The organism is Riemerella anatipestifer (assembly GCF_035666175.1).
Taxonomy (GTDB): Bacteria; Bacteroidota; Bacteroidia; order Flavobacteriales; family Weeksellaceae; genus Riemerella; species Riemerella anatipestifer_D.
In genome coordinates this window covers 1,377,551-1,402,501 of sequence record NZ_CP142016.1, presented here as the reverse complement: position 1 = coordinate 1,402,501, position 24,951 = coordinate 1,377,551, and the positions used below count along the sequence as shown (strand labels likewise).

At 34.0% G+C, this 24,951-nt stretch carries 26 protein-coding genes; 4 read left to right on the top strand and 22 right to left on the bottom strand.

The features are described 5' to 3' along the window. Positions 1-4: 4 nt before the first annotated feature. Positions 5-340 (bottom strand): Arm DNA-binding domain-containing protein, encoded by a 336-nt coding sequence (locus tag VIX88_RS06980; protein ID WP_214193705.1) that lies wholly within the window; start codon positions 338-340, stop codon positions 5-7. A 116-nt stretch (positions 341-456) separates the two neighbouring features. Here VIX88_RS06980 and VIX88_RS06975 point away from each other — a divergent pair. The 3 genes from VIX88_RS06975 to VIX88_RS06965 all read left to right on the top strand — a co-directional run bounded on the left by VIX88_RS06975 (position 457) and on the right by VIX88_RS06965 (position 3,994). Next, positions 457-1,139 (top strand): IS1 family transposase gene (locus VIX88_RS06975; RefSeq protein ID WP_127919909.1). Its coding sequence is split into 2 segments (ribosomal slippage): positions 457-784 and positions 784-1,139, totalling 684 coding nucleotides; the frame shifts between segments, so codons are not numbered across the junction. Between the two features lie 167 nt (positions 1,140-1,306). Beyond that, positions 1,307-2,185, top strand: a complete 879-nt coding sequence (locus VIX88_RS06970) for an IS982-like element ISRa1 family transposase (protein WP_127919822.1) — start codon at positions 1,307-1,309, stop codon at positions 2,183-2,185. Between the two features lie 186 nt (positions 2,186-2,371). After that, the gene (locus VIX88_RS06965; RefSeq protein ID WP_222535078.1) at positions 2,372-3,994 is read left to right on the top strand and encodes a S41 family peptidase; all 1,623 of its coding nucleotides are present in this window, start codon (positions 2,372-2,374) and stop codon (positions 3,992-3,994) included. 42 nt (positions 3,995-4,036) lie between these two features. Here VIX88_RS06965 and VIX88_RS06960 read toward each other — a convergent pair whose 3' ends face one another. The 20 genes from VIX88_RS06960 to uvrB all read right to left on the bottom strand — a co-directional run bounded on the left by VIX88_RS06960 (position 4,037) and on the right by uvrB (position 22,880). Beyond that, positions 4,037-4,783 (bottom strand): LytR/AlgR family response regulator transcription factor, encoded by a 747-nt coding sequence (locus tag VIX88_RS06960; RefSeq protein ID WP_214193702.1) that lies wholly within the window; start codon positions 4,781-4,783, stop codon positions 4,037-4,039. Positions 4,784-4,791: 8 nt separating this feature from the next. Then, positions 4,792-5,817 (bottom strand): sensor histidine kinase, encoded by a 1,026-nt coding sequence (locus VIX88_RS06955; RefSeq protein WP_154469053.1) that lies wholly within the window; start codon positions 5,815-5,817, stop codon positions 4,792-4,794. 57 nt (positions 5,818-5,874) lie between these two features. Beyond that, complete coding sequence (locus tag VIX88_RS06950) at positions 5,875-6,534, bottom strand: hypothetical protein (RefSeq protein ID WP_154469052.1); 660 nt, start codon at positions 6,532-6,534, stop codon at positions 5,875-5,877. Positions 6,535-6,996: 462 nt separating this feature from the next. After that, entirely contained in the window at positions 6,997-7,365 is a 369-nt protein-coding gene (locus VIX88_RS06945; protein WP_154469051.1) for a YraN family protein, read from the bottom strand. Between the two features lie 3 nt (positions 7,366-7,368). Continuing rightward, positions 7,369-8,298, bottom strand: a complete 930-nt coding sequence (locus VIX88_RS06940) for a S66 peptidase family protein (RefSeq protein WP_064971162.1) — start codon at positions 8,296-8,298, stop codon at positions 7,369-7,371. Between the two features lie 6 nt (positions 8,299-8,304). Beyond that, complete coding sequence (locus tag VIX88_RS06935; RefSeq protein WP_064971163.1) at positions 8,305-8,991, bottom strand: LysE family translocator; 687 nt, start codon at positions 8,989-8,991, stop codon at positions 8,305-8,307. Positions 8,992-9,037: 46 nt separating this feature from the next. Next, on the bottom strand, positions 9,038-10,006 hold the full coding sequence (gene trpS / locus VIX88_RS06930) for a tryptophan--tRNA ligase (RefSeq protein WP_014937644.1): 969 nt from the start codon (positions 10,004-10,006) through the stop codon (positions 9,038-9,040). Between the two features lie 97 nt (positions 10,007-10,103). Beyond that, positions 10,104-10,799: an HAD family hydrolase gene (locus tag VIX88_RS06925; RefSeq protein ID WP_079207336.1), complete on the bottom strand. Its 696-nt coding sequence runs from the start codon at positions 10,797-10,799 to the stop codon at positions 10,104-10,106. A gap of 15 nt (positions 10,800-10,814) precedes the next feature. Continuing rightward, positions 10,815-10,949, bottom strand: coding sequence for a hypothetical protein (locus VIX88_RS06920; RefSeq protein ID WP_014937646.1), 135 nt, complete (start codon positions 10,947-10,949; stop codon positions 10,815-10,817). A gap of 47 nt (positions 10,950-10,996) precedes the next feature. After that, complete coding sequence (locus VIX88_RS06915; protein ID WP_052911483.1) at positions 10,997-11,587, bottom strand: RNA polymerase sigma factor; 591 nt, start codon at positions 11,585-11,587, stop codon at positions 10,997-10,999. A gap of 176 nt (positions 11,588-11,763) precedes the next feature. Then, positions 11,764-13,296: a YifB family Mg chelatase-like AAA ATPase gene (locus VIX88_RS06910; RefSeq protein WP_154212670.1), complete on the bottom strand. Its 1,533-nt coding sequence runs from the start codon at positions 13,294-13,296 to the stop codon at positions 11,764-11,766. A 43-nt stretch (positions 13,297-13,339) separates the two neighbouring features. Then, positions 13,340-14,428, bottom strand: a complete 1,089-nt coding sequence (locus tag VIX88_RS06905) for a mannose-1-phosphate guanylyltransferase (RefSeq protein WP_064969845.1) — start codon at positions 14,426-14,428, stop codon at positions 13,340-13,342. A 9-nt stretch (positions 14,429-14,437) separates the two neighbouring features. Beyond that, positions 14,438-15,019: a SprT-like domain-containing protein gene (locus VIX88_RS06900; protein WP_064969843.1), complete on the bottom strand. Its 582-nt coding sequence runs from the start codon at positions 15,017-15,019 to the stop codon at positions 14,438-14,440. A gap of 80 nt (positions 15,020-15,099) precedes the next feature. Continuing rightward, positions 15,100-15,708, bottom strand: a complete 609-nt coding sequence (locus VIX88_RS06895; RefSeq protein WP_004916215.1) for a 50S ribosomal protein L25/general stress protein Ctc — start codon at positions 15,706-15,708, stop codon at positions 15,100-15,102. Positions 15,709-15,764: 56 nt separating this feature from the next. Beyond that, the gene (locus tag VIX88_RS06890) at positions 15,765-16,703 is read right to left on the bottom strand and encodes a ribose-phosphate pyrophosphokinase (protein WP_064969841.1); all 939 of its coding nucleotides are present in this window, start codon (positions 16,701-16,703) and stop codon (positions 15,765-15,767) included. Positions 16,704-16,797: 94 nt separating this feature from the next. After that, positions 16,798-18,309 (bottom strand): G-D-S-L family lipolytic protein, encoded by a 1,512-nt coding sequence (locus VIX88_RS06885; RefSeq protein ID WP_064969839.1) that lies wholly within the window; start codon positions 18,307-18,309, stop codon positions 16,798-16,800. Positions 18,310-18,321: 12 nt separating this feature from the next. Beyond that, a complete protein-coding gene (locus VIX88_RS06880) occupies positions 18,322-19,557 on the bottom strand; it encodes an OmpP1/FadL family transporter (protein ID WP_064969836.1) in 1,236 nt (411 codons plus the stop codon). 173 nt (positions 19,558-19,730) lie between these two features. Further along, complete coding sequence (locus tag VIX88_RS06875; protein ID WP_064969834.1) at positions 19,731-20,279, bottom strand: DinB family protein; 549 nt, start codon at positions 20,277-20,279, stop codon at positions 19,731-19,733. A 50-nt stretch (positions 20,280-20,329) separates the two neighbouring features. Beyond that, positions 20,330-20,854 (bottom strand): Crp/Fnr family transcriptional regulator, encoded by a 525-nt coding sequence (locus VIX88_RS06870; RefSeq protein ID WP_064969832.1) that lies wholly within the window; start codon positions 20,852-20,854, stop codon positions 20,330-20,332. A gap of 25 nt (positions 20,855-20,879) precedes the next feature. After that, on the bottom strand, positions 20,880-22,880 hold the full coding sequence (gene uvrB, locus VIX88_RS06865; RefSeq protein ID WP_064969830.1) for an excinuclease ABC subunit UvrB: 2,001 nt from the start codon (positions 22,878-22,880) through the stop codon (positions 20,880-20,882). Between the two features lie 157 nt (positions 22,881-23,037). Between uvrB and VIX88_RS06860 the strand changes: the two genes are divergently transcribed. Further along, entirely contained in the window at positions 23,038-24,084 is a 1,047-nt protein-coding gene (locus tag VIX88_RS06860; protein ID WP_064969828.1) for a Cj0069 family protein, read from the top strand. Between the two features lie 62 nt (positions 24,085-24,146). Here VIX88_RS06860 and VIX88_RS06855 read toward each other — a convergent pair whose 3' ends face one another. Beyond that, a complete protein-coding gene (locus tag VIX88_RS06855; RefSeq protein ID WP_064969826.1) occupies positions 24,147-24,908 on the bottom strand; it encodes an amidohydrolase in 762 nt (253 codons plus the stop codon). Positions 24,909-24,951 lie beyond the last annotated feature (43 nt).

Sequence of the window (24,951 nt, the reverse complement as noted above, 5' to 3'; positions counted from 1 at the left end):
AACATTAAAAAAAATCGATAGAGTTTTCTGATAATTCATTTTTAGTTTCAAATTCATTGAATCTTTCAGTGGAAAATTGAATATCATTAGCTTTAAGAAAAAGAAATAACCTGCTTATCTTTTCTTCTATTTCTTGTAAATCTTGATTGATAAGTTGGTAATTATTATCCTTTTCCTTCTTTAGATTAGGCTTAACTCTATATCCGTTCCAATGGTGCTCAAGTACCGAGTGTCCAGTGTTTTTTCGAATTCTTTTACCATTATGTCTAACGCTAATCTGTATAGGTATTAAACCATTTTGATTCATTTTTTCTTTTCTTAACTCAAAGGCTATCTTCATTTTAAAATTAAGTTTAGTTAAAATAAGAAAAGGGTGGCTAAAATTGAATTTAAAGTCATTAAAATTTAAAAAAAATTGGCATTGTTAATCTGATATATTTTTTATAATTTAGCCTAATGAAATGTACCAAATGTCAATCATCCAATAAGATTAAAGCAGGCTTTGCCAGAGAGCGACAGCGATATAAATGTAAAGATTGTGGCTATTTTTTCAGTGTTGAGAAAAAATCAGATGTAAAAACACTAGAACAAAAGCGTCTTGCTTTAGAAATGTATCTAGAAGGGTTAGGCTTTCGAGCCATTGGGAGGCTATTAAATATTAGCTATGGAACAGTTTATCAATGGGTTAAGAAATGGGGAGAATCTGTAGAGCTTCCAAAAAATGAAGTTCCTATTGAAATAGTGGAATTAGATGAGATTCACAGCTATGTACAGCATAAAAAAACTACTGTTGGAGCTGGATTGCTGTTAATAGACTTAGAAAAAGGTTCATCAGTTTTATTTGTGACAAACGGGACGCAAAAACCTTCTTAAAACTTTGGGAGCAATTGAAAAACAGAAATATAAATGTTTTTTGTAGTGATTATTGGAAAAGTTATTCAGAGCTGATACCCAGTGAAAGACACGTAACCTCCAAAGCAGAAACCTTTACAGTGGAGGGATATAACAGTAGAATAAGGCATTATTTGGCGAGATTTAAAAGAAAAACAAAGTGTTACTCTAAGTCAAAAACAATGTTGGAAAATTCTTTAAAACTTTTGTTCTTGAAACTAAATAATGAATTGAATATAATAATTTAACAATACCAAAAAATTAAATTCAAAAACCTTATATAGCCCAAATATACAGTATACAAAAGAATTAAAAACAATTAAAAACAACCCGTTGTGCATTATGAAATGAAAAAAACAAGAGTTGTTTATTAGACTGAAAATAAGTATATTGTTTTTGCTATAAAACGATATAAATGAACAACATAGAGCAAATATATGAAAGAATTTTGGAAGTTTTAGGACTTTTTTCAGAAAATCAACTGATTAGTTATCAGAGAAGAACACCTAAAATGAGCGATTTAGAAGTCATAAGTCTTAATATTACTGCTGAATACTTGAGTATTGATAGCGAATTACAGTTATTTAGAAAATTGCCAAACTCTCTGATAAACAAAATTGAAAGAAGTGTTTACAATAAGCGAAAACGAAGACTATCCCTACAAACAGAGCAAATTAGACAGCGTATTTCGATGGAGTTCAATGAGTTTGAAGATATTTTTATCGTTGATAGCATGCCAATGAAAGTTTGTGAAAACGCTCGTTCTACTCGTTCAAAAATTTGTAAAGAGCAATCCTATTCTTCACCAACATATGGTTATTGTGCTTCACAGAAATTATATTTCTATGGCTATAAACTACACGCAGTATGTTCTTTAAATGGTGTGATTAAGAATTTTGATATAAGCCCTGCATCCGTTCACGACATCCACTATTTAAAAGATATTGGTGAGCAAATGCGAAACTGTACTTTAATTGGAGATAGAGGCTATTTATCAGCAAAAGTTCAAATAGATTTATTTAACTATGCTAATATTAAATTAGATACACCAATGAGAAGTAATCAGAAAGATTATATTCCTCAATTTTCATTGTACAAGAAAAAGCGAAAACGAATTGAGACATTTTTCTCTCAACTTTGCGACCAATTTATGATTAAAAGAAACTATGCTAAAACTTTTGAAGGCTTTAAAACAAGGATAATCAGTAAAATAACCGCCGCAACGGTTATTCAATATATCAATAAATTTATCTTCCAAAGAAAATTAAATCATCTAAAAATCAGTATTATTTAAAATGCACAACGAGTTAAAAACAGAAAAAATTTAATAGTAGTCCCGCCTGGGGTACTAAACCGTTGTTAATCTTTGTGATTTTCAACGGTTTTTTGTTTTATATGAATTTATTTTCTAACTATATTTCTGTTTTGTGACTTCTCATTATGAAAAAAGTTTACTTTTGTTTTTTAAGAAAATAAATGTATGCATTCAAAGGTAAGTTATATTGTATTGCTGGTGATTGTGTTAGTGAGTTGTAATTCACTAGATAGATATAATCGACATATAGAAACGCCTATTCCCAAAGAGAAATTGATAAAGGATATTAATTATATGGAAAGGGTTTTGTTTAAAAATCATCCTAAAATAGATTGGTATATAGAGCAAAAAGCATTGCATTATTCTTTTGATTCTTTGAGGAAAACAATAGACAAACCATTAACTCCAAAGGAATTTTATTTAAAAATAACACCTGTGGTGGCCAAGATAAAACAAGGTCATATCACGATGAAGCCTCTCCTTAAAACTTATTCAAGTTCAGAAAGAAGTAAATACAAGGAATCCAAAAATCCTTTGAGCGGGTTAAGCTATTATTACGAAAATGGGCGACTATTTATAAAGAAAAATACAAAAAAAGAGGCTGATGTTCTTCTTAGAGGCATGGAAATCGTTTCGGTTAATGGTATAACTCCTCAAGAATTATATGGAAAATATAGAGCGGGGCTTACCTCAGATGGTTATAATCAAACCTTTATTCCTTACTATTTTGCGAGTATGGTTAATCGTTTTTATCTAAATGAACTAGGATTTGTAGATAGTCTAGAGATAAAAGCAAAATGTGCAGATAGTCTAGTGATTTTTAATGCTAAAAGAGAATTTAAGAAGACTGTTCACAGAAAGTTAGAACCTAAAGGGCAGATTAAAGACTCTCTTTCTAAAGTTAAAAATGAGATTGAACATTTAACGAAAGAAGAAAAAATAACCAAAAGATTAGAACAAAGGAAGGTCAATAAGAAAAAGAGAATTTACGGTTATGATGCTGATGATAAAGTTTATATAAACGACTTATCTTTTCCTGTAAAAGGTGATTCTAGTATAGCGGTTCTTAAAATTAGAAGTTTTTCTTCAGGTCGTAAGAAGGCTTATGATGAAATTTTCAAGATGTTAAAAGAGCGAGAAGTAAAACATTTGGTACTAGATCTTAGGAATAATTTGGGAGGTAGTATTTCTCAAATACATCACTTATCAAAGTATTTGTCTCAAAAGGAGTTTCGTATGATTGATGACCCTGTGGTTGTAAATAAAATGGTGTATCTTAATTACTTCAGAGGTGGAAGTATTGTGAGTAAAATATTGCTTTCTCCAGTTACTGTTCCTCTTTTTCTTAGAAAAACAATTTCTACTTATAAAGATTCCTATGGGTATTGGCGTACTCCGATTCAACAATCTCGAAAAACACAGCCTAAAGCACTTAATTATACTAATAAAGTTTATGTATTAATCAATGGTAAAAGTTTTTCTGCCTCTAGTATCATTAGTGCGTATCTAAAATCTTTGCCAAATGTAACTTTAATCGGAGAGGAGACTAGTGGTGCACATAATGGTACAGTAGCAGGTATGATGCCTAGATTTGAATTACCATATTCAAAACTAAATATAAGGTTTGGGCTGCTTAGTATAGAGCCTACTTATAAAGTGGATAAAGAGGGAAGGGGAGTAATGCCTAATATTGAGTTTAAAGAAAAAGCGGCAAATATTATCGAAGAAGATGATAGAATGTTAAACTTTGTGCTTTATGATTTAATTCCTCAATTTTCTATTCAGTAAATAGGATTTTTTATAGTCATCTATTATAACTTTACTAAACGATTAAAATCCTCCTTCCAGCCAAGATTTAAAGTGTTTTACTCGCTCTCTGCTTATTGTAATTTCTTGCTCGAACGGGTGATTGAGTTCCACTTTGTAATATGGGGAAGTGTGAATATTTTTAATATGCTCTAAATTGATAATAAATTGTCTACTAACCCTGAAAAATTTCTTTAAATCTAACAGTTTTTCTAACTCATCTAAAGTAAATTCCGTAGGATAAGCTCTGTTCTCGGTTTGAGCATAAACGATTTTGTTTTCGCTGTAAAAACAACTAATATTTTCTATACTCAATACCTTTAAATTATATCCTACTTTAGCTACAACTCTTGTGAGTTTAGGTGTTTCCTTTTGGATAAGTTCTTTAAAATTTAGCTGTTCGTAGCCTTGTTCTTTTGGAAGAAAAGAATGAAACTTCTCTATCGCCTGTTCTAAATCCTCTTGTGAAAAAGGCTTTAGTAAATAATCAATAGAGTTAAGTTTAAACGCCTTTAAAGTATATTGGTCAAACGCCGTAGTATAAATAATGAAACTTTTGGTAGGCACTTGTTCAAAAATATCAAAAGACAGCCCATCACCTAACATAATATCCGAAAAAATAAGGTCGGGGTGTGGTTGTGTTTTAAAATAATCAACGCCTTCCTCTACCGAAGATAAAGTTGCTACCACTTCTATCTCTGGAAACTTCTCTAACATTCGTTTTAGCTTTCTTGCAGCAAGTTGTTCGTCTTCTATAATAATTGCTTTCATTTTTTATATTATATCAAAGGGATTTCTACACGAAAAATATTTTCATTTTTAATAATATTCACTTCCTTATGAGTGAGTAAGGCGTAGCGTTGCTGAATGTTCTTTAATCCAACTCCTGTACTACCTGCAGGCATCTCTCTTGCTTGTAAATTATTTTCTACCATCAAATAATACGAGGTGGTATAAACCTTAATATTCAACGGTTTTTGAATGGTAGCAAAGTTATGTTTAATCACATTCTCTAGCAGTAATTGTAAAGATAATGGCACTACCAAATGATTTTCAAAGTTGGGATTTATATCAAAACTAAAATTAACACTGTCTTCAAAACGGGTTTTAAGAAGTTCGGCATAGGTTTTTGCAAAGCTGATTTCTTCGGCAACACTCACCGTTTTTTTGTCTCTTTGTTCCAAAACATAACGGTATATTTTAGACATATCTTCCGTAAATTTTTGAGCTTTCGGTGGGTTTTCCTCAATCAACGCTGTTAAGACATTTAAAGAATTAAACAGAAAATGCGGGTCTAACTGAGTCTTTAAACTTTGAAACTGTGCCTCTGAGGCTTTGGCTAATTGCTCCTGCACTTCTATTTTCTCTTGAGTGCTTTGCTGCAAGGCTTTCATAAAATAGTAAACATGATATAATGATGATATTAGCAATGCGAAATTTATCCAAAACCAATTGATAAAACCGTATTTTTTACTAAAAAAATCTTCTGTAGGAACTCCTCTTAACTGAACAAAAGAAATATAATTTAGCAAATAAGTTATTAGAGTATTAAGAATAACTGTTGCTATAAGTCCAATTATCAGACGAGGTTTAGTATGAGTATTCCAATTATACTTTTCATTAAGTTGTTCATTCATCAATCCATTACATAACCCATAGCCAAAAGTATAGACAAGCGATATTGCCCAGCTAATAAAAAAGTTACGAATTGTTTTTTCAGACGAGGTAATGAGAAAGAAGAAAAGAGCAGAAAGTACGCTTACAATAAACAAAGTGCGTATATTTTTAAAGGAAAAAGTTTTCATAAGCTAAATTTTGAAAAAGATGGTGAGGAAAGTTCTTCCTCACCAAAATATTTATATTTATTTCAAAGATAAGAAATACTGAGCCTCTTTCTTGCCCCAATGAGGCAATAGTTTTTGCTCGGCTTCTTGAGTTTCAAACTGTTTTAAGGCTTTTTCAAATAGTTTTAAACCAAGTTCCTTACTTCCACCGTGTTCTTTTGGCGTATAGTACACCGTTTCAGCTTTCAGCAAAGTAATTCTCGGATTATCAGGGCTAAGTTTTTTAGCCTTCGCTAAATTTTCGCCATAAGATTTGCCATCAGTCGCATAATATTTCTGTGGATTTATCATCATTCTCAATCCATTGATGCGAGCTTTAAGAATATAAATTTCTGCATTTTCAGGTGAAAGGGCTTCTGCCTTTTTCATCCATTCTTCAGCTTGATTGGCTAAGGTTTCTAACTTGGTTTTATCGGTGTAATTACCTCTGAACCCTTCCATTACACTATTGTAACTCGCATAATAGTAAGGCAGCCACTGGTTAGGATTTTCTTCGGCTATTTTCGCAAACGCTTTAGTTACGGGAGCCAACTCTTGGGCATTTTTGGATTGTTCCATCTGAACAATGCTCTTTTGTAGTTGAGATTGATAATCGGTTTGTGCGTGTGCAAAACCTGTGCTAACTACTACGGCTAAAACAGCGACCCATTTCTTTGTGTTTAGAACTTTGTTTTTCATAATAAGATATTTTTTTGTTAAACTTTCTGATGCAAATGTAAAACGGACCTTTGCCCTAAAGAAAAATATCTTACTGAACGGTAGTTTTAAATGAGTGAATGGTAAAACCTTACCTATTTAAGCTCTATGTGAGGGATTTCAAAACCATTTTAAGGAATTTTAACGATGTGTGTTCTGTTTTTTAAATTATATTCAATTTTATGGATAAAAACCATTTATTCTTCTATCGCCCCAAGTTGTTTTCCTGTTTTTTATCAACAATTTTTGTTGCCCATTATCATTATTCTTTCGCCCTACCTCATTTTTGTATCGCCCCGCGTCATTATTAAGTCGCCCTACCTTGTTGGTCTATCGCCCCAGATATTTTTTGTTTCCCCCAGTTGATTTTTGTTTTGCCCCAATGTTTTTTGGGGTGGATTGAAGATGTAATTATTTTTTTTGGGTAAAAATAGCCTTCGTAACCTAACCATCTATACTCTCAAAGGCATTTTCTATATGAGTAATTTCAAATGCGTCTTGAGGTGTCTTTATAATAGAAATAATATCGAATCTTACTTCTACATTTTTCGGATAGCTTTGTAGAAATTCGTTGGTGGCAGAGATAATGAGTTTTATTTTCCGTTTGTTTACTGCTTCGTGAGGCTCTACTAAAGCATTGTGCTGCCTTGCTTTAACTTCTAGCACCACTAGAGTATTATCTTTTTCGGCAATAATATCTAGCTCTGCTTTAAGGTATCTAAAGTTCCTGGCTATGATATTATAGCCCTTTTGCTCCAAGAAAAATACGGCTTGATTTTCGGCTTCTTTTCCAAAATCATTATGCTCTGCCATTTTTTATAGATAAAAAAGTTCTGCTTTTTCAGAGGTAATTTCAAGGCGAACCGAAGCCCCCAAAATAAGCGGCAAATTATGATAGATATGCCCATTAGGAAACTGATACATCACAGGGATTTTATATTTCTCCAATCTTTGTTTTACAATTTCATAAGCAAAGCTATCAAAACTGTCTTCATAGTTTGGATTATCGGTTTCGGAGCCCATATTCGTCATACCACCTATGACAAGCCCTTTTATTTTTCTAAATACCCCTGCAAGTTCTAGCCCCATCAGCATTCTATCAAGAGCGTAAAAGTTTTCGCCTATATCTTCTATAAAAAGGACTTTATCTTTAAAATTAAAGGAATATGGACTTCCCAACAAGGCATAAACCAAGGCTAAATTTCCGCCTATTAAAATACCTTCCGCCACACCTTCTTTATTAAATGCGTGTGGTATAATTTCATATTTAGGAAGTGCTCCCTCAAGAATATCAAAAATAAACTCATAACTTTCCTCCGAGACCCCAAACGAAGCGGTTTTAAGTGTTTGCCCGTGTATGCTAGCAAATCCGTTTTTTAGAAGATAGCTTTGGATTACAGTATTGTCCGAATAACCTATATACCATTTAGGATTCTCTCTGAAAGCAGATAACTTAATATTTTTAATGAGATGCTGACAGCCATAGCCTCCTCTAGTTGCCCATATTGCAGAAAGCCCCGAGTTAGAAAATGCCCAATTGATGTCTGATAAGCGTTCTTTTTCTGTCCCAGAATAATTGTATCCATTCTTAAAAATCCCCAAGCAATACGGACTTAAAATAGGCTCATATCCTTTAGACTGTATTCGTTCTATACCTGCTTGTATCTGTGAGGCTTCTACGGCTCCAGCAGGAGAAACAATGCCTATTTTAGCTCCTTTTTTTAGTTTTTTGGGAAATGTTATCATACACAATTATTTTCTGATTTTTAGAGAATCCCTCACATAACCGCTTCTTTCTAACTCTTGGTCCAGCTTATTAAATTTTTTGAAGCTCTGCATAAATATAAATACACTAATGATAACTAATATCACTCCAACAGCACTTCGTATTTTATTAGCAAGATTTTGAGTCAATTTATGATGAAATTGTTTTGCTAAAAGGATTTTAATTAAATCTATCCCAATGTAGGTGGCTATCATAATCCCAATGTATAAAATAAATTTATACGGATTAGGATATTGGTTTCGCACCGATATTACAGTAACCAACCAAAATAAAACTACACCTATATTAAGAATATTCAGTAAAAAGCCATTTAAAAAAGTTTTAAAATAGTTCTGACTGATGATTTTTTTTTCGCCTTCTATCCTCATTTTAGTTTTGGAGACTATCATAAAAATCCCATAAATAAAGATAATAAAAGCCGTTATTCTATAAAAACTAGGATATTCGTCTATAATTTCTACTAAATCATCACTCGCAAAGTAGGCCACCAAAATACAAACCAAATCTGCAGTTATAACTCCTATATCTAAGGTTAATGCATGCCTTGCTCCACGCGAAAAGCTAGTTTCTATAAGCAGGAAAAAAATAGGTCCTATAAAAACCAAGCTTAACATTAGCCCTAAGCCGATAGCAGAAAATATAAGTTCTAGCATTTAGTTTTTTTCAATATTACAAAATCTCTAGCAAATGACCTAACAACTACATTCCTAGGTTTTTTCTCACCCTAGCTAAAGTTTCTGCTGCTACTTTTCTAGTTTTTTCTGCTCCTTCTTTTAGTTTAGCTTCTAGCTCATCAAGGTGAGTCATATAGTAATTAAATAACTCTCTCTCCTTTGAGTAAGTTTCTAAAATTAAATTAAGAAGCTCTGTTTTAGCGTGCCCGTAGCCAAAATTTCCTGCTAAATATTTCTGTCTTAACTGTTCTGTTTGTTCTGGTGTAGCTATTAGTTCGTATAAAGCGAATACTTTATCTGTTTCAGGGTCTTTAGGCTCTTCTAAAGTTTTAGAATCCGTTTCTATAGACATCACCTGTTTTTTAAGCTGTTTCTCTGGTAAAAATATATTGATGATGTTTCCTCTAGATTTAGACATTTTGTTACCATCAGTACCAGGCACATACTTGGTATTTTCTTGCAGTTCTTCTTGTGGTAATACAAAAGTTTCTCCCATTTGATTGTTAAACCTCGCTCCCATATCTCTTGCCATTTCTAAGTGCTGTAATTGGTCTTTTCCTACAGGAACTATCTCTGCATCGTACAGAAGTATATCCGCTGCCATAAGAACGGGATAAGTAAAAAGTCCAGCGTTTACATCTGCCAAACGGTCTGCTTTATCTTTAAACGAATGAGCTAAAGTAAGCCTTTGATAAGGGAAAAAGCAAGACAAATACCACGACAATTCACATACTTCGGGTATATCACTTTGTCTATAGAAATAAGTTTTTTCCGTGTCAAGACCGAAAGCCAACCACGCAGCCGCTATTTCGTAAGTATTTTGTTTTAGTACTTCTGCATCTTTTATTTGGGTTAAAGAATGCATATTGGCAATAAATAAAAACGATTCGTTTTCAGGATTTTTAGATAACTCTATTGCTGGGATTATCGCTCCTAACAAATTTCCTAAATGAGGCGTTCCCGTAGCTTGAATTCCCGTAAGTATTCTTGACATAGTATTTCTAATTTTTTAAATTAAATATCCCTTCCTTTATCAGGAAAGGATTTACAAAAGTAAGGATTTTTTACCACTCCTTATGGCTCTGCATTCTCTAAAGATAACGCTCTACCTCCACTAAAGATTTAATATTGATAACGCCTTGCTCCTCAAAACCTTCGTTGAAGACATCAAAAAATAAAACTTTCAAACCAAAATCTCTAGCACCCAAAGCGTCTGCAATCCAATCATCTCCTATAAAATAAGACTCCTCCACCGTTGCTTTCGCTTTATCTAAAGCGAGTTGAAAAATCTCAGGATGAGGTTTTCTTAGTCCTATTTCGTCTGCGCTTGTTACCGTATCAAAGTAATGAGCAATGCCACTTCCATCTAACTTTCTATGAGTAACCTCTTGAAAACCATTAGACAAAATATGAAGAGTATAGCCTTTGTTTTTTAAATAATCTAAAATAAAAATGCTATCCTCCACCAGCTCGTTGTATTCTATAATCTCATCTAGAAAAAGATTTTCAAAGGTTTGAGATAGTTCAAAATCATCTAATCCAAAATGAAGAAACACATCATAAAAACGATGTTTTCTTAAAGTTTCTTTATCTATAATTCCGTCTCTAATTTTAGCCCAAAGCTCTTCGTTAATGGTATGATACACCTCGTGAAAGGTTTCAAAATCTACTCCGATTTTATCCTCAATCAAATATTTATTAAAAAGTTTTTGGAGCGTGAGTCTCGCATTTTTACGATGATCCCAAAGTGTGTTGTCTAAATCAAAAAAAATGTGCCTTATTTTCATAAGGCACAAAATTAGTTAATTTTTCGGAAGTACATAAACTCTTTTCTTGGAAGAAAGCACCGATAAGGATTTGGAAAAATCTAATAAAAATTTTATCGTAGAAGATTTTGGCAATTTTACCTTTACTACACTAGGATAAACTTTTTTCATAGGCACATATATTTTACCATAGAACGAAAAGCTCAAACCTTTAGTATTTATCTTGTTAAAATTATTTGATTTTCTTCCATTATTTTTCTAAGGTTCATCACAGCGTACCTTACTCTGCCTAAAGTGGTATTGATGCTACAATCCGTATGCTCTGCAATTTCCTTAAAACTAAGTCCATCAAAAAAACGGAGTTTTACCACTTCCTTTTGGTTATCTGGTAAGAGTTGTATCATTTTCATAAGGTCTTCATTTATCTGAAGAGAAATTAAATAATCCTCTATATTTTCCGTAGGTTCGCTAATATGGTCAAAAATAGAAAATTCCTCATCTGAATATGAGGTTTCTGAAACTTTTTTGTGCTTAGATAACAATCGGTAATGGTCTATAATTAGATTGTGAGCAATACGCTTTGCCCAAAGTACAAATTTGCCCTCATCTTTATACTCTCCTTTTTTCAACTTGATGATAATTTTCATAAAGGTATCTTGGAAAATATCATTTGCTAAATTTTCATCTAGCACCTTGTAAAAAATAAAGTTAAAAAGGTCAGATTGATTTCTTTCTATAAGCCTTTCCAGGGCTAGTTCATTGCCATTTTGATACTCTTGTATGAGCAGACTATCCGTAATTATTTCCATAACTTTACCTTTAATTTAAACCAAAGTAAAACCATTCCTTACTTGGAAGACCGTTGATTATTACTAATTGTTAAACGATTAAAAAATGTAAAGTTATCCCTATAAATGTCTATTTTGAGAGGACAAATGTATATAAAAAATATGATATTTAAGATTTTTTAACAAAGAAAGCTATTTTAAACTTTCCAAAAATCTCTATCTAAACTTCTATATTGTATAGCTTCCGCAATGTGATGGCTTTGTATATTGGCTTCTCCTTCCAAATCTGCTATAGTTCTAGATACTTTCAAAATACGGTCATAAGCCCTTGCAGAAAGATTTAGTTTTTCCATAGCATTTTTGATTAAAAGTAGCGATACCTCATCTAATTCGCAAAAATGCTCTATTTCTTTAGGTCCCATCTGTGCATTGTAGCTAATAGATAAATCTTGATAGCGTTCTTGCTGTATTTCTCTTGCCTTTAGAACTCTTTTTCTAATAATCTCACTAGATTCTCCTTTTCTTTTGTCGGATAGTTGGTCAAATTCTACTTTTTGAACTTCTATATGAATGTCTATTCTATCCAAGAGAGGTCCTGAAAGTTTATTAAGATAGCGTTGCATCTCAAAAGAAGAAGAGGTATTATTAGGGTCATCAGGAAAAAATCCGCTAGGACTAGGATTCATAGATGCCACGAGCATAAAACTAGCAGGATAGTTTACTGTAAATTTAGCTCTAGAAATAGTAACTTCTCTATCCTCCAAAGGCTGTCTCATAACTTCTAGAACGGTTCTTTTAAACTCTGGCATCTCATCTAAAAATAACACCCCATTGTGAGCCAAAGAAATTTCCCCAGGTTGAGGATAACTGCCACCACCTACTAATGCTACATCGGAAATAGTGTGATGTGGCGATCTAAAAGGCCTGATAGTCATAAGGGAAGTTTCAGCTCCCATCTTTCCTGCTACGGAATGTATTTTAGTGGTTTCCAACGCTTCTTTCAATGTTAAAGGAGGAAGAATACTTGGAATTCGTTTTGCTAGCATTGTTTTACCACTTCCTGGTGGACCAATGAGAATAATATTATGTCCTCCTGCCGCCGCAACTTCCATTGCTCTTTTAGCGGTCTCTTGACCTTTAACTTCCGAAAAGTCAAACGGAAAAAGATTTACTTTTTTATGAAACTCCTCTCGTGTATTGATTTTAGTTGGTTCTAAAGGATAGTTCTCATTAAAAAAATCTATTACTTCTTTGATGTTTTCTACACCATAAACTTCCAAATCGTTTACAATAGCAGCCTCTCTTGTGTTTTGTTTCGGTAAAATAATTCCTTTAAAACCTTCTTCTCTTGCTTTTATTGCAATGGGTAATACGCCTTTAATCGGTTGTAAACCTCCATCTAATGAGAGTTCTCCCATGATAAGATACCGTTCTATCTCTGGAGCTATAATCTGACCAGATGCAACTAAAATCCCTAACGCAATACTCAAATCGTAAGCGGAACCTTCTTTTCTAAGGTCAGCAGGAGCCATATTTATGGTGATTTTTTTTCCGGGCAATTTATAGCCTACATTTTTAAGTGCAGCGGAAATTCTATGACTACTTTCTTTAATAGCATTGTCTGGCAACCCTACCAAATTGTAACCGACTCCTTGATCTACATTAACTTCTATTGTGATAGTTTGTGCTGAAACACCATGTATTGCACTACCATAAACTTTTACCAACATCTATACAGATTTTGGACTAAATTTAAGTGTTTTTCTTTAAAGATTACATAAAATCTTCTCCGTTTTTGATGTTTTTTAAATCTAAAACAAAATCTTTTATTTTTTGGTCATTTTCTCTAGGACAAATAAGGAGTACTTTTTCTGTATCTACCACTATATAATCCTGCAATCCGTCTATAATTGCTAATTTATTACTTTCTTTTAACCTTATCACATTGCCTTTAGAGTTGTAGGTTAAAATATATTTGGAATTGGTAGAATTTTGTTCGTCATTTTTTTCTGCATTGTCGTAGACAGAGTTCCAAGTTCCTAAATCGCTCCAACCAAGGTCAGCAGGAATCACATAGACATTATCTGCCTTCTCCATAATCCCATTATCAATAGATATTTTCTCTGCCTTTGGATATATTTTTTCTATACAATTAGGCTCAGTTTCATTAGCATCATAATCACATTCATCAAAAAGATGCTTCATCTCAGGCAAATGCTTAGAAAATGCTTTTATAATACTTTTAGCAGACCAAATAAATATCCCTGCATTCCAAAGGAAATCTCCCGCCTCCAAGAATGTTTTAGCAATCTCTAGGTTAGGTTTTTCGGTAAAGGTTTTTACTTTTAGTAGTGGTATACCTTTCCCTTCTACAAACTGAATATAGCCATATCCCGTATCTGGACGGGTAGGTGTAATCCCTAATGTGATGAGATAGTCGTTTTCTGCCGCAACATTTAACCCCAATAAAGCTTTGTCTAAAAACCTATCTTCTTTTAAAATAAGATGATCTGCAGGTGTAACTATTATTTGAGCATCTGGATTTTGCTCTGCAATAATATTAGCCATATAGATATTACAAGCAGCAGTGTTTTTCATCATAGGCTCTCCTATAATATTTTGCGGGGGTAGATTTGGTAACTGTTCCGATGTTAGGCTAACATATTCCTTATTAGTAATAACAAAAATATTTTCGGCAGAAATCAACTTAGATACTCGGTCATAAGTTTGTTGTATCATAGTTCTACCCACACCTAGTATATCTTGAAATTGCTTAGGATAGCTTTGGGTACTTAGAGGCCAAAAACGACTCCCAATCCCCCCTGCCATAATGACACAATAGTGATTTTTATTATATTCCATTTCTCTTATTTAATCAATTAAAATCTCTGCGAAAGGACTGAACAAATACTGTTTCCCTGTATCCAGATGAGTACAAAGATAGCGTTTTTTCTTTTTTTCAATCATTCTAAATTTAGTGTTTCTGAAAATAAAAACCTGTCCTCCAACCAAATCTTCCACAAGTATAACTCCGTCTCTGTTTTCCTTTTTAAAATACATTTCTAAATCCCGACTCGCATTAAAACTTGCCTTAGGGTTTTTAGAGAATTTTAATAATATTTTTTGAAAATCAACATCATAAATTTCCAAGCTTTCTAATATTAGTTCCCTAAAAGTTTGCTTCCATTCTTTGCCGTGAGGAGCTATATTTTTATATTTTTCAAATGCTACAAGATGCGCTATTTCGTGAGTTAATACAAAAAAGAACAATGGTTTCTCAAGTCCTCCATTAATTGTAATCTGATGACCTTTATTTTTTAATTTTTTATAATCCCCCAACTTAGACACTCTATCTTTAGTTATTTTAATAAATACAGAATAACCATTACACCATTTTTCCACATAACTAAAAGCTCCCAATGGAAGAAAATCTATCAGTCTCTCTTTTGACATTCTATAATCTTTCCTATATACAAAAATAAAAATCCCACCTGTTAAAAGTGGGATTTATGATTATAAATTCTTGTTAAATCTTATTCAGCTGCAGCTTCTTCCTCCTCTTCATCGTCATCATCAGCAATAGCTCCACCTTTCATTGCAGTTCTAGACATCTTAACTGCTACTACCACAGCATTGTCTGGGTGCATAAATGTGTAATCTGGAGATTTGATATCACCTACATAAGTTTTGTTACCAATTCTTAGTTTCGTTACATCTATAACGATTTCGTCTGGTAAGTTAGCAGGAAGAGCTTTTACTTTAAGCTTTCTGAAAGATTGTCTAAGTACACCACCTGCAACAACCCCTCTAGATCTACCTGTAATTCTTACTGGCACCTCCATAACCACTGGTTTGTCATCGCTTAACTGATAGAAGTCCACATGAAGGATTCTGTCTGTAATAGGGTGAAACTGAATATCCTGCAATACTGCTGGAATAGTTTCTCCGTTTACTTCAATAGATACCGTGTGTGCCTCAGGAGTGTAAACCAAGTTTTTGAACGATTTTTCTTCAGTAGAAAAATGTAAAGGTTCTTTACCTCCATAAACAACACAAGGAACTAATTCAGCATCGCGTAACGCTTTCGTAGATTTTTTGCCTACGCTTTCTCTTTTCTGTCCTTGAATTGTAATAGATTTCATTTATAAAAAATTTAAGATTGTTTTATTTCCAATTGTTTTTATTTGCTGATTATCAATTAGATGACAAATTTATCACTAATAGATTTATGTTCGTGTACCATCTGCATTACTTCGGCAAATAATGGGGCGCAAGATAGCACTTTTATTTTAGATGACAAATTATTTTTGATAGGAATTGTATCAGTTACAATAACTTCTGTTATTTTAGAGTTTTCTATATTCTCATAAGCCTTTCCAGAAAATACTGCATGAGTAGCCATAGCTCTTACGCTTTTCGCTCCTTTTTCTATAAGGATATCCGCAGCCTTGCAAAGCGTCCCAGCTGTGTCTATCATATCATCTATCAAGATAACATTCTTATCTGTTACATCACCGATTAGGAACATTTCCTCCACCACATTGGCTTTTTTTCTTTCCTTATAGGCTATCACAACTTCAGCACCTAAATGCCCTGCATAGTTTTTAGCTCTTTTTGCTCCTCCCATATCTGGTGAAGCAATGGTTAAGTTATCTAAATTTAAAGATTTGATATAATCCACAAAAATAGTAGAAGCATAAAGGTGATCTACTGGAATTTCAAAGAACCCTTGTATTTGGTCTGCGTGAAGATCCATCGTCATAATTCTTGTTGCTCCCGCTGCAGTTAATAAATTGGCTACCAGCTTTGCTCCTATTGGAGCTCTTGGTTTGTCCTTTCTGTCTTGTCTCGCAAGACCATAGTAAGGTATAACCACAGTGATGCTCTTAGCTGATGCTCTTTTAGCCGCATCTATCATTAAAAGCATTTCTAAAAGATTGTCTGCTGGAGGAAAAGTAGAGCCTATCAAAAACACTCTCCCACCTCTTACAGATTGGTCTAAAACAGGTTCGAACTCGCCATCACTAAAGGATTGGAAGTTAATTTTCCCTAATTCTTGACCGTAATGTTTTGCGATTTTCTCTGCTAAGTCTTTACTGGTTCTTGTACTGAATAGATAACTTGCCTGATTTGCCATTTTTACTTTTTTATTGAGGTTGCAAATTTAAAAAAATAAAATAAAAGCAGTTTAAAATTTTTAAACTGCTTTTACTCTTTCAATTATTTAAATTTTATGGGAATTTAATTCCTGAATAACTGTTCGGATTCACTTGTGGAAGTGTGGATTTATACTTAGCGTTAATTGCTTTTATAAATTCGTTAGCAATAACCGCATAGCCTCTACCCGTAAGGTGTACCCCGTCTAATGAAAATGCTCCACCTGTTAGAAAAGAGGTAGTATATTTAACTCCATCAAACTGAATTCCAGAAGTGCCATTTAAATCTACCATTTTAGCATTAGCATCTACAAAGGCTAACCCATAAGTATCCGCTAAAGCTTTTATACTTGCATTATACTTAGCTGTAGCTGTTAAAACCGCCTGTTTTTCGCTTGGAATTAAGATATGTTGGTCTTCCAACGGAAAGGTAACTCCATATTTGTCAAACGGAGCTAGCGCGTATGGGTTACTAGGTTTAGTATTTATCACCTGTCTTGTACTCAAAGGAATTAAATCTTCTGCTGTTGTATGTCTCGCTTGTCCTAAAACTTTACCTATTACTGTCGCTTGTCCTACAGGTATCCCTGCCTTAGACAGGGCTGCTGTAATTTCAGCAGACATATCTTTAAGAGTCTCATCTTTGATTAGTAGCGGATTAGCTCCCTCTTTTAGAGTTACAAACCTTCTTCCTTGCTTATAAGCATCTAGAACTTGATTAACTCCTGCTAAATTTTGGTTAAGCTCACTAGCTTGAGCTGCTGTTAATGGAACAGGATTGTAAGGTATTGTTGTAAAGAACGGTATAGAAGTTACGTTTGGAATGTTTGCTATAACACCTTTAGTAGCACCTACAGCTTTCATTCCATCTAAAACAGCTTTGATAGAACCAGCTAATACATCAGGGTCTGTAATATCATTAGCTCCATAAGTTGCAGGATTGAGGTTTCCTGTCTGGTCTTTACCAACCCCACCAGAAACAGCATAGTAAAGAGCATCGTTATTTCCTATCCATAGAGAGAAGAACGTTGGTTTTTGAGCCATAGCATCTTTAAGTACACTCGTATTATCACTTGATGCAAATCTAACAAAGTAAGGGTTAGCCTTTCCCAATGCTAGAGCCGTCTTGCTACCATAGCCATCTGCCACTAAATGAAATGACTTAGCTCCAGGAACTCCCATATTGTTAAAAGCTCCAGTCAGTTTATCTAAAGCCTCAGTAGGAGTTGAAGGTTTAGGAGCTAGAGCTCCTTCCTCTAAGCTTAATACCAATTTACCTGGGAAATCTGGTAAATTACTAAACCCACCTACATCATTAGGCATCATTGGTTGAGTAAACGCTCCACCGCCTGCTTTTTGCATTTGAGCCGCTATCATTGCTGGATACGATTCTAATTGCCCACTAGAATACAATGCCCTATCTCTATAACCAGAAGTAAGAGAGTTTCCTAGTGCTACATAATTTGAGAAGTCGGCTTCTCCTTTTGTGATAGCAATATCTGCTACATCTGTATCAAAATCTGTTTTACAACTCATAACGGATAACATAGACACTACCGCTAATGAGGATATCATTATTTTTTTCATAAATCTGTTAAATTAAAAAGGGTTGTAAGATAGACCTAAACCAAAATATACTGCTTTAGCCTTAGCCTGTCCATAAAAACTATAATAATCATTAGCTACTGTTCTCGCTTGTGGAAAAGCCATTGCACCTGCTAAATCTATCCCTACTTTGTTTAGTTTAAATCCTAAACCTGCTGTAACAACACTAGAGTTAAACGATGGGGTTTCTGGGATAAAATCTTTGTCTGTATAGGGAGATTCATCATAGTAATAACCTAGTCTGGCTGCTATTTTATCCGTTACCATATATTGGGTTCCGAAACGCCAAGTTTGAGTGTTTTTGAAATTCTTAGGTGTAACAAGTAGGGTGGCATCATTAGGCTGGTTGCCAAGTTTAGCGTTTTCAAAATCTAACGCTAGGTGGCTGTACTCTGACCAGCCTGTATAATTAAAATCCGCAGAAACTAACCATTTAGGTGTAATCTTATAGGTTGCTCCTATGGTGTACTCATCTACTAGAGGTAATGTTGCTTTAAAATTGTCTTGTCCATTAGCATCAAGTTCCTTTAGAGTATATAAACTTTTCGGCATATTAAACGAAACTTTCCCGCTATTAGCTTTCATATCCACTGGCGAACGGTAAGCTACACTAACGTCCCACTTTTCATCAGGTTTAAAGTAAAAACCAAACGAGAAACCTTGCCCTGACGCTTTTTCATCTTTAATGTTCATAGTTCCATTAACGCTAGTTACCGCTTTGTCCCAGTTTACGGAACCTTTAGCATAGATATAACTTGCCCCTAGAGATACCCAATTGGCTAACTTTACAGAAACCATTGGCTGAAAGAAAATACTTTTCAGTTGCATTTTTTGCACTATTTCCTTCCCTGCCCAATCTTCGCCCCACTGTACGGTGCTTCCAAAAGGTGTGGTAACGCTAAGCCCTAACGAAACATCATCTGTTACCTTATAAGCTGCCGCCGCATAGAAAGGCGTTCCTAAAGGGTTATCGGTAGTGTAAGAGTTTAAAGTGTTTAAATTCTGATAAGTTACGCTAGATAATGCACCAAAGCCTCCTGCTACAACACTTAGTTTGGACGGAATGAAGGATATACCTGCGGGATTAAAGAAAGCCACACTCGCATCTTCTGCGTGAGCACTTGTATGCGCCATAGCCAACTGTTTTACCCCTTGCAAAGAAACTCTAAAACCTCCTGCTTGAGCTAACATACCGCACAATACTGCCGTTGTTAATATTATTTTTTTCATAAAATTATGTTAATTAAAGTTTTCAAATATAGAACTTTTTTTTAAACAACAACTATAAAATAAAATTTGTTTAAAAATTAAAATAATTCCATATAGTATATATATACTTAAAAACAGTATTTTAAACTTAAAATACAGTCAAAAATTAAACAGTGTTTAACATTAAACACTGTTTAATTTTCATTATAAGCCGATTGTATATTTTCTATCTGATATAAATGTCTTAAAATATGATTGACATAGAACATAAAACCATCTCCTAGTCGTAATTTTATCCATTTAGAAATGGAAATATTTATTTTCGTTCTGCTTAAGCTGATGCTTTTAGATAAATTTAGCAACTCTAAAAACCGCTCTTGCTGATAAATAAATCGTTCTAAAACCGATTTATCTAGGTTTTTGTTGATTGGGTTTTTACTCTTTGCAGTTCTCATTTTGCTTTTGGGGTTTGGCAATATCCTTTTTGCAAAATAGCCTCCCAACCAACCACTTTTGAAATCTGCCTCTGGTATGGTATGAGAGGATTTTATTTTTAATTCAAATTCGGGGAGGTAAAAATCGCCATATAGGTTAAGGTGTTCTACACATTCTAATATATTCCACGAGTGTTCCTGTGGTTTCCAAGTAAGGTAATCTGGGTCTTTAGTTTTAAGAATTTCAGCTGTTATTATAGCTTCTTTAATTTGCAACTCTAAGGTCTGTAATAAAACTTCTGTACGCATTTTTTTTCTGCAAAGTTCTGTAGCGTAGCTTTAATAAAAATTGATGGAAGTCAAGATTTTTTTAGCCTTGATAAAGTTTCGGCACTTATACCTAAGTAATCCGCTATATATTTGTTAGGAATTTCTTGGAAAAGCCTTGAGCTTCGTCTTAAAACACGCAAATATCTTTCTTTTGGAGATGATGTTAAAATATCTTTCTCTCGTTCCATCTGTTGGAGAAGTAGGTTTTCAAGCAAGGCTATCCATAATTTTTTGTTTTCTTCTTTATGTAGAAACTCTTGTATTTTAGATTTAGGAATAACCTTTACCTCCGAAGTTTTTATCGCTTGAATTAAAAATTCCGATGGTTTTTGAGACAAAAAAGAATCAAGAGCGACAATAAAATTTCCTGTGTAACCTAATCTTATTGTTTGTTCTCCATTTTCATTCAGCAGATATATTCTAAAGCTTCCTTTAGTGATGTAATAGAGGTTGGTATCTACCGAAGCAGACGCTTTAAGTAAGTCATTCCTTTTTAAGCGAATGGTTTTCTCCGATAATTTAATGATATTATTGAGGTCTTGGGGCGTTAGCATCAATTATGGTTTTAATTGAGAGTATTTACGGTGTTCCTTTTAGAGCCTTTATTTCATCTCTTAGTTTTGCGGCTAAGATAAAGTCTAATTGTTTTGCGGCAACCTCCATTTGTTTTTGTTTCTCTGCTATTATTTTCTCCAAATCCTCTGCATTACCATAGCTAACCTTTGTTTCAGCTACCTGCTTCACAATTTCTTTTTGGATATATTCTTGTTTCGGGAAATCAGGTGTATGCCCTACCAAAACATCGGATATTTTCTTATTTAAAGGCTGCGGTACAAGACCGTTAGCCTCGTTGTAGCTCATTTGTTTTTCTCTACGATAGTTGGTTTCATCAATGGTGGCTTGCATAGATTTAGTCATCTTATCTGCATACATAATGGCTTTGCCATTGATGTTTCTAGCCGCTCGTCCTACCGTCTGTATCATTGAACGGCGAGAACGAAGCATACCCTCTTTATCTGCATCTAAGATAGCCACCAAAGATACCTCTGGTAAATCTAAACCTTCTCTAAGTAGATTAACTCCCACAAGCACATCAAAAAGCCCTGTACGCAAATCTTGCATTATCTGTATACGTTCTAGCGTATCCACATCAGAATGAATATATCTAGTTCGTATGCCAAATTTGGTGAAATATTTAGTGAGTTCTTCTGCCATTTTTTTTGTGAGGGTGGTTACCAAGACTCTCTCGTCTTCCTCCGCTCTTTTTTGGATTTCCTCCATCAAATCATCTATCTGATTAAGCGTAGGTCTTACCTCTATAATTGGGTCTAGTAAACCTGTCGGGCGGATAATCTGCTCCACATATTCGCCTTGAGTCTTTTCCAATTCATAATCCGCTGGAGTGGCAGACACATAGATAACTTGGTTTTGCATTTTTTCAAACTCCTCAAACTTTAAGGGTCTGTTATCCATTGCAGCGGGCAATCTAAACCCATATTCTACCAAGCTCTCTTTTCTGCTACGGTCGCCTCCGTACATTGCGTGTACTTGAGGTATGGTTACATGGCTCTCGTCTATCACCATTAGGTAATCTTTAGGAAAATAGTCTAATAAACAAAACGGACGAGAACCAGGTTTTCTACCATCCATATACCTAGAATAATTCTCTATACCAGAACAATAACCCAGCTCTTTTATCATTTCCAAATCCAATTCCGTTCGCTCTTTCAAACGCTTAGCTTCTAGGTTTTTTCCTATTTCATTAAAAAAATCCACTTGCTTTACAAGGTCATCTTGGATTTCTCTAATAGCACTATTCATAGTTTCTTTTGAGGTAACGAATAGATTAGCAGGGTAAATATTAATTTTATCAAAATCACCCATTATATTTCCTGAAATAGGGTCAAAGCTTTGGATTTTATCAATTTCGTTACCAAAAAACCTTATCCTAATCGCATTATCAGCATAAGCGGGAAAAACATCTACCACATCTCCTTTAACCCTAAAACTCCCTCTCACAAATTCATTAACCGCCCTAGAGTAAAGTGCACTAACTAGCTTGTGGAGCAAATCTGTTCTAGAAATTTTAGATTGAAGCTCCAATTCTATAAGAGATTTATTAAACTCCGTTGGGTTACCAATACCATAAATGCATGACACCGAAGCTACTATAAGCACATCTCGCCTCCCTGAAAGAAGGCTTGTCGTAGCAGAAAGCCTTAATTTCTCTACCTCTTCATTTATACTAAGGTCTTTTTCTATGTAAGTTCCTGTACTAGCAATGTATGCTTCGGGTTGGTAATAATCGTAATAAGATACGAAATACTCTACCGCATTTTCAGGAAAAAATTCCTTAAACTCCATAAATAACTGCGCCGCCAAAGTTTTGTTATGAGCGAGAACAATAGTAGGTCTTTGAATACGGTTTACCACATTAGCAATAGTAAAAGTTTTACCAGAGCCTGTAACTCCTAGTAGAGTTTGGTAGGGTTGACCTTGTTCTATCCCTGAAATCAACTTATCAATCGCTTGTGGCTGGTCTCCAGTAGGTTTAAATTCAGAATGGAGTTTAAATTTCATTTCACAAATATAACTAATAATTAAGAACTGATATCACCATGAATTCATAACTAAAAACACTTATTTAATATCATATTACAAAAATGTAAATATTGACAAACATCATAGTTTTTAAAGTAGTTTATCCTTACCTTTGATAGGTTAATTTTATTTGATTATGAAACATAAGAAAATTGTAATTTTTGAATCTGTTGGAGGTAGTGACAAAGGTGCAGACGGACACAGAAAGGACACTCTACCTATCTTAAATTCCATTAAAGATTTAGGCTGGAATGCTGAAGTAGTAAAGTTTGAAAATGATAAAGCTGAAGAAATCTTTAATTATGTAAAAGACAACTTCGACGCTTATATTAGTAGAGTAAATCCAGGCTCGTTGCCTGACAATGAAAAGATATATTTTTCTATTCTATCAAAACTTTCAGAGTATGGTCTTGTAGGAATGAGCGAGCCTAAATCTATGATAAAATTCGGGGCAAAAGATGCTCTTGTAAAATTAGCAAATACTAGCCTTGTACCTACAGATACTTTCGCTTACTATACCATAGAAGAATTTAGAAAGCATTTCCCAAGAAGTATCTCGCATGGTGAAAGAGTTCTAAAACAAAACCGAGGAAGCACTGGGGAAGGTATTTGGAGAGTGCAGGTGGACGGCAATATTTCTTACCAAGCAGGAGATGAACTCCCTCTAGATACGCCACTCAAATTAACTGAAGCTGTGGACAATCACGTGGAATACAAAACGCTAGAAGAGTTTATGGATTTTTGTGAGAGGTATATTACTGGGGAAAACGGTATGCTAGTAGATATGAGATTTATGCCTAGGATTAAAGAAGGCGAAATTAGGATTCTAATGGTAGGCGAAGAACCTGTTTTTGTGGTACACAAAAAACCAGCCAATACAGAAGATGCTTTCTCCGCGACTTTGTTTTCTGGGGCACAATATCGCTACGATAGCCCCGAAGATTGGAAGCCACTGATGGATATTTTCCTTTCTCAACTTCCAAAAGTAAAAGAGATATTAGAAGAGAAAAACACACCTCTCATTTGGACGGCAGATTTTATGCTAGACTATCATCCAGACGGTAGCGATAAGTATGTTTTAGGTGAAATTAATTGTTCGTGTGTAGGCTTTACAAGCCACCTAGATATGGGCATACAAGAGAAAGTTGCTAAAGAAGCGATACGACTGGCAGAAGGCAGATAATATCATTTTTTAACTTTTTTAAATCTCTTAAACTAGTTTTATAGTTTAAGAGATTTTTCCTTTTAGAGATTGACTTCAAAGTTATCAGTATCTCCTAAAAAAGGAAATTTCTTTCTAAAGTTCTTCAGACGTTCCATATTTAAAACAACTTCTACTAAATCTCCTTTTTTACAGGAGACTTCACTTCCATCAGGAAAAAAGCAATGGGTACTTTCAGGGTATTCTAAGCCATTGCCATCTATACCTATCCTATTAACACCAAATACATAAGCTTGATTTTCAATTGCCCTAGCTTTTAACAAAGTATTCCACGCATCTATTCTTTGGATAGGCCAATTAGCCACATATAAAGCCACATCGTAATCTCCTTTATTCCTACTAAATACAGGAAAGCGTAAATCGTAACAGATTTGCAGTAGAAATTTTATTCCCTCATATTCCACAATCACTCTATCATTACCTTTAGAGTAAACCTTATCCTCCCCAGAGTATGAGAAAAGATGCCTTTTATCATAAAAATGATAATCTCCACAAGGTTTCACAAAATAAAATCTATTATAGTAATTATTGCCTTCTTTCACGGAAATGCTACCTCCAATGGCAGCATTCTTATTTTTAGCTAAAACTTTCATCCACTGTAGTGTTTTTTCTTGCTCATCTGCAATTTCTTCTGGTTTCATATAAAATCCTGTAGAAAACATTTCTGGAAGGAGAAATAAGTTGGCATTTGCACCCTTAAGACTATCTTCTATTTTGCTGAAATTGTCTAATGGTGATTTCCACTGAATATCAAAGTTTAAAGCTGTAATTTTAAAATCATTCATAATTAAATTGAAAAAATGGCGTTACTGTAAAGAAATATATCTT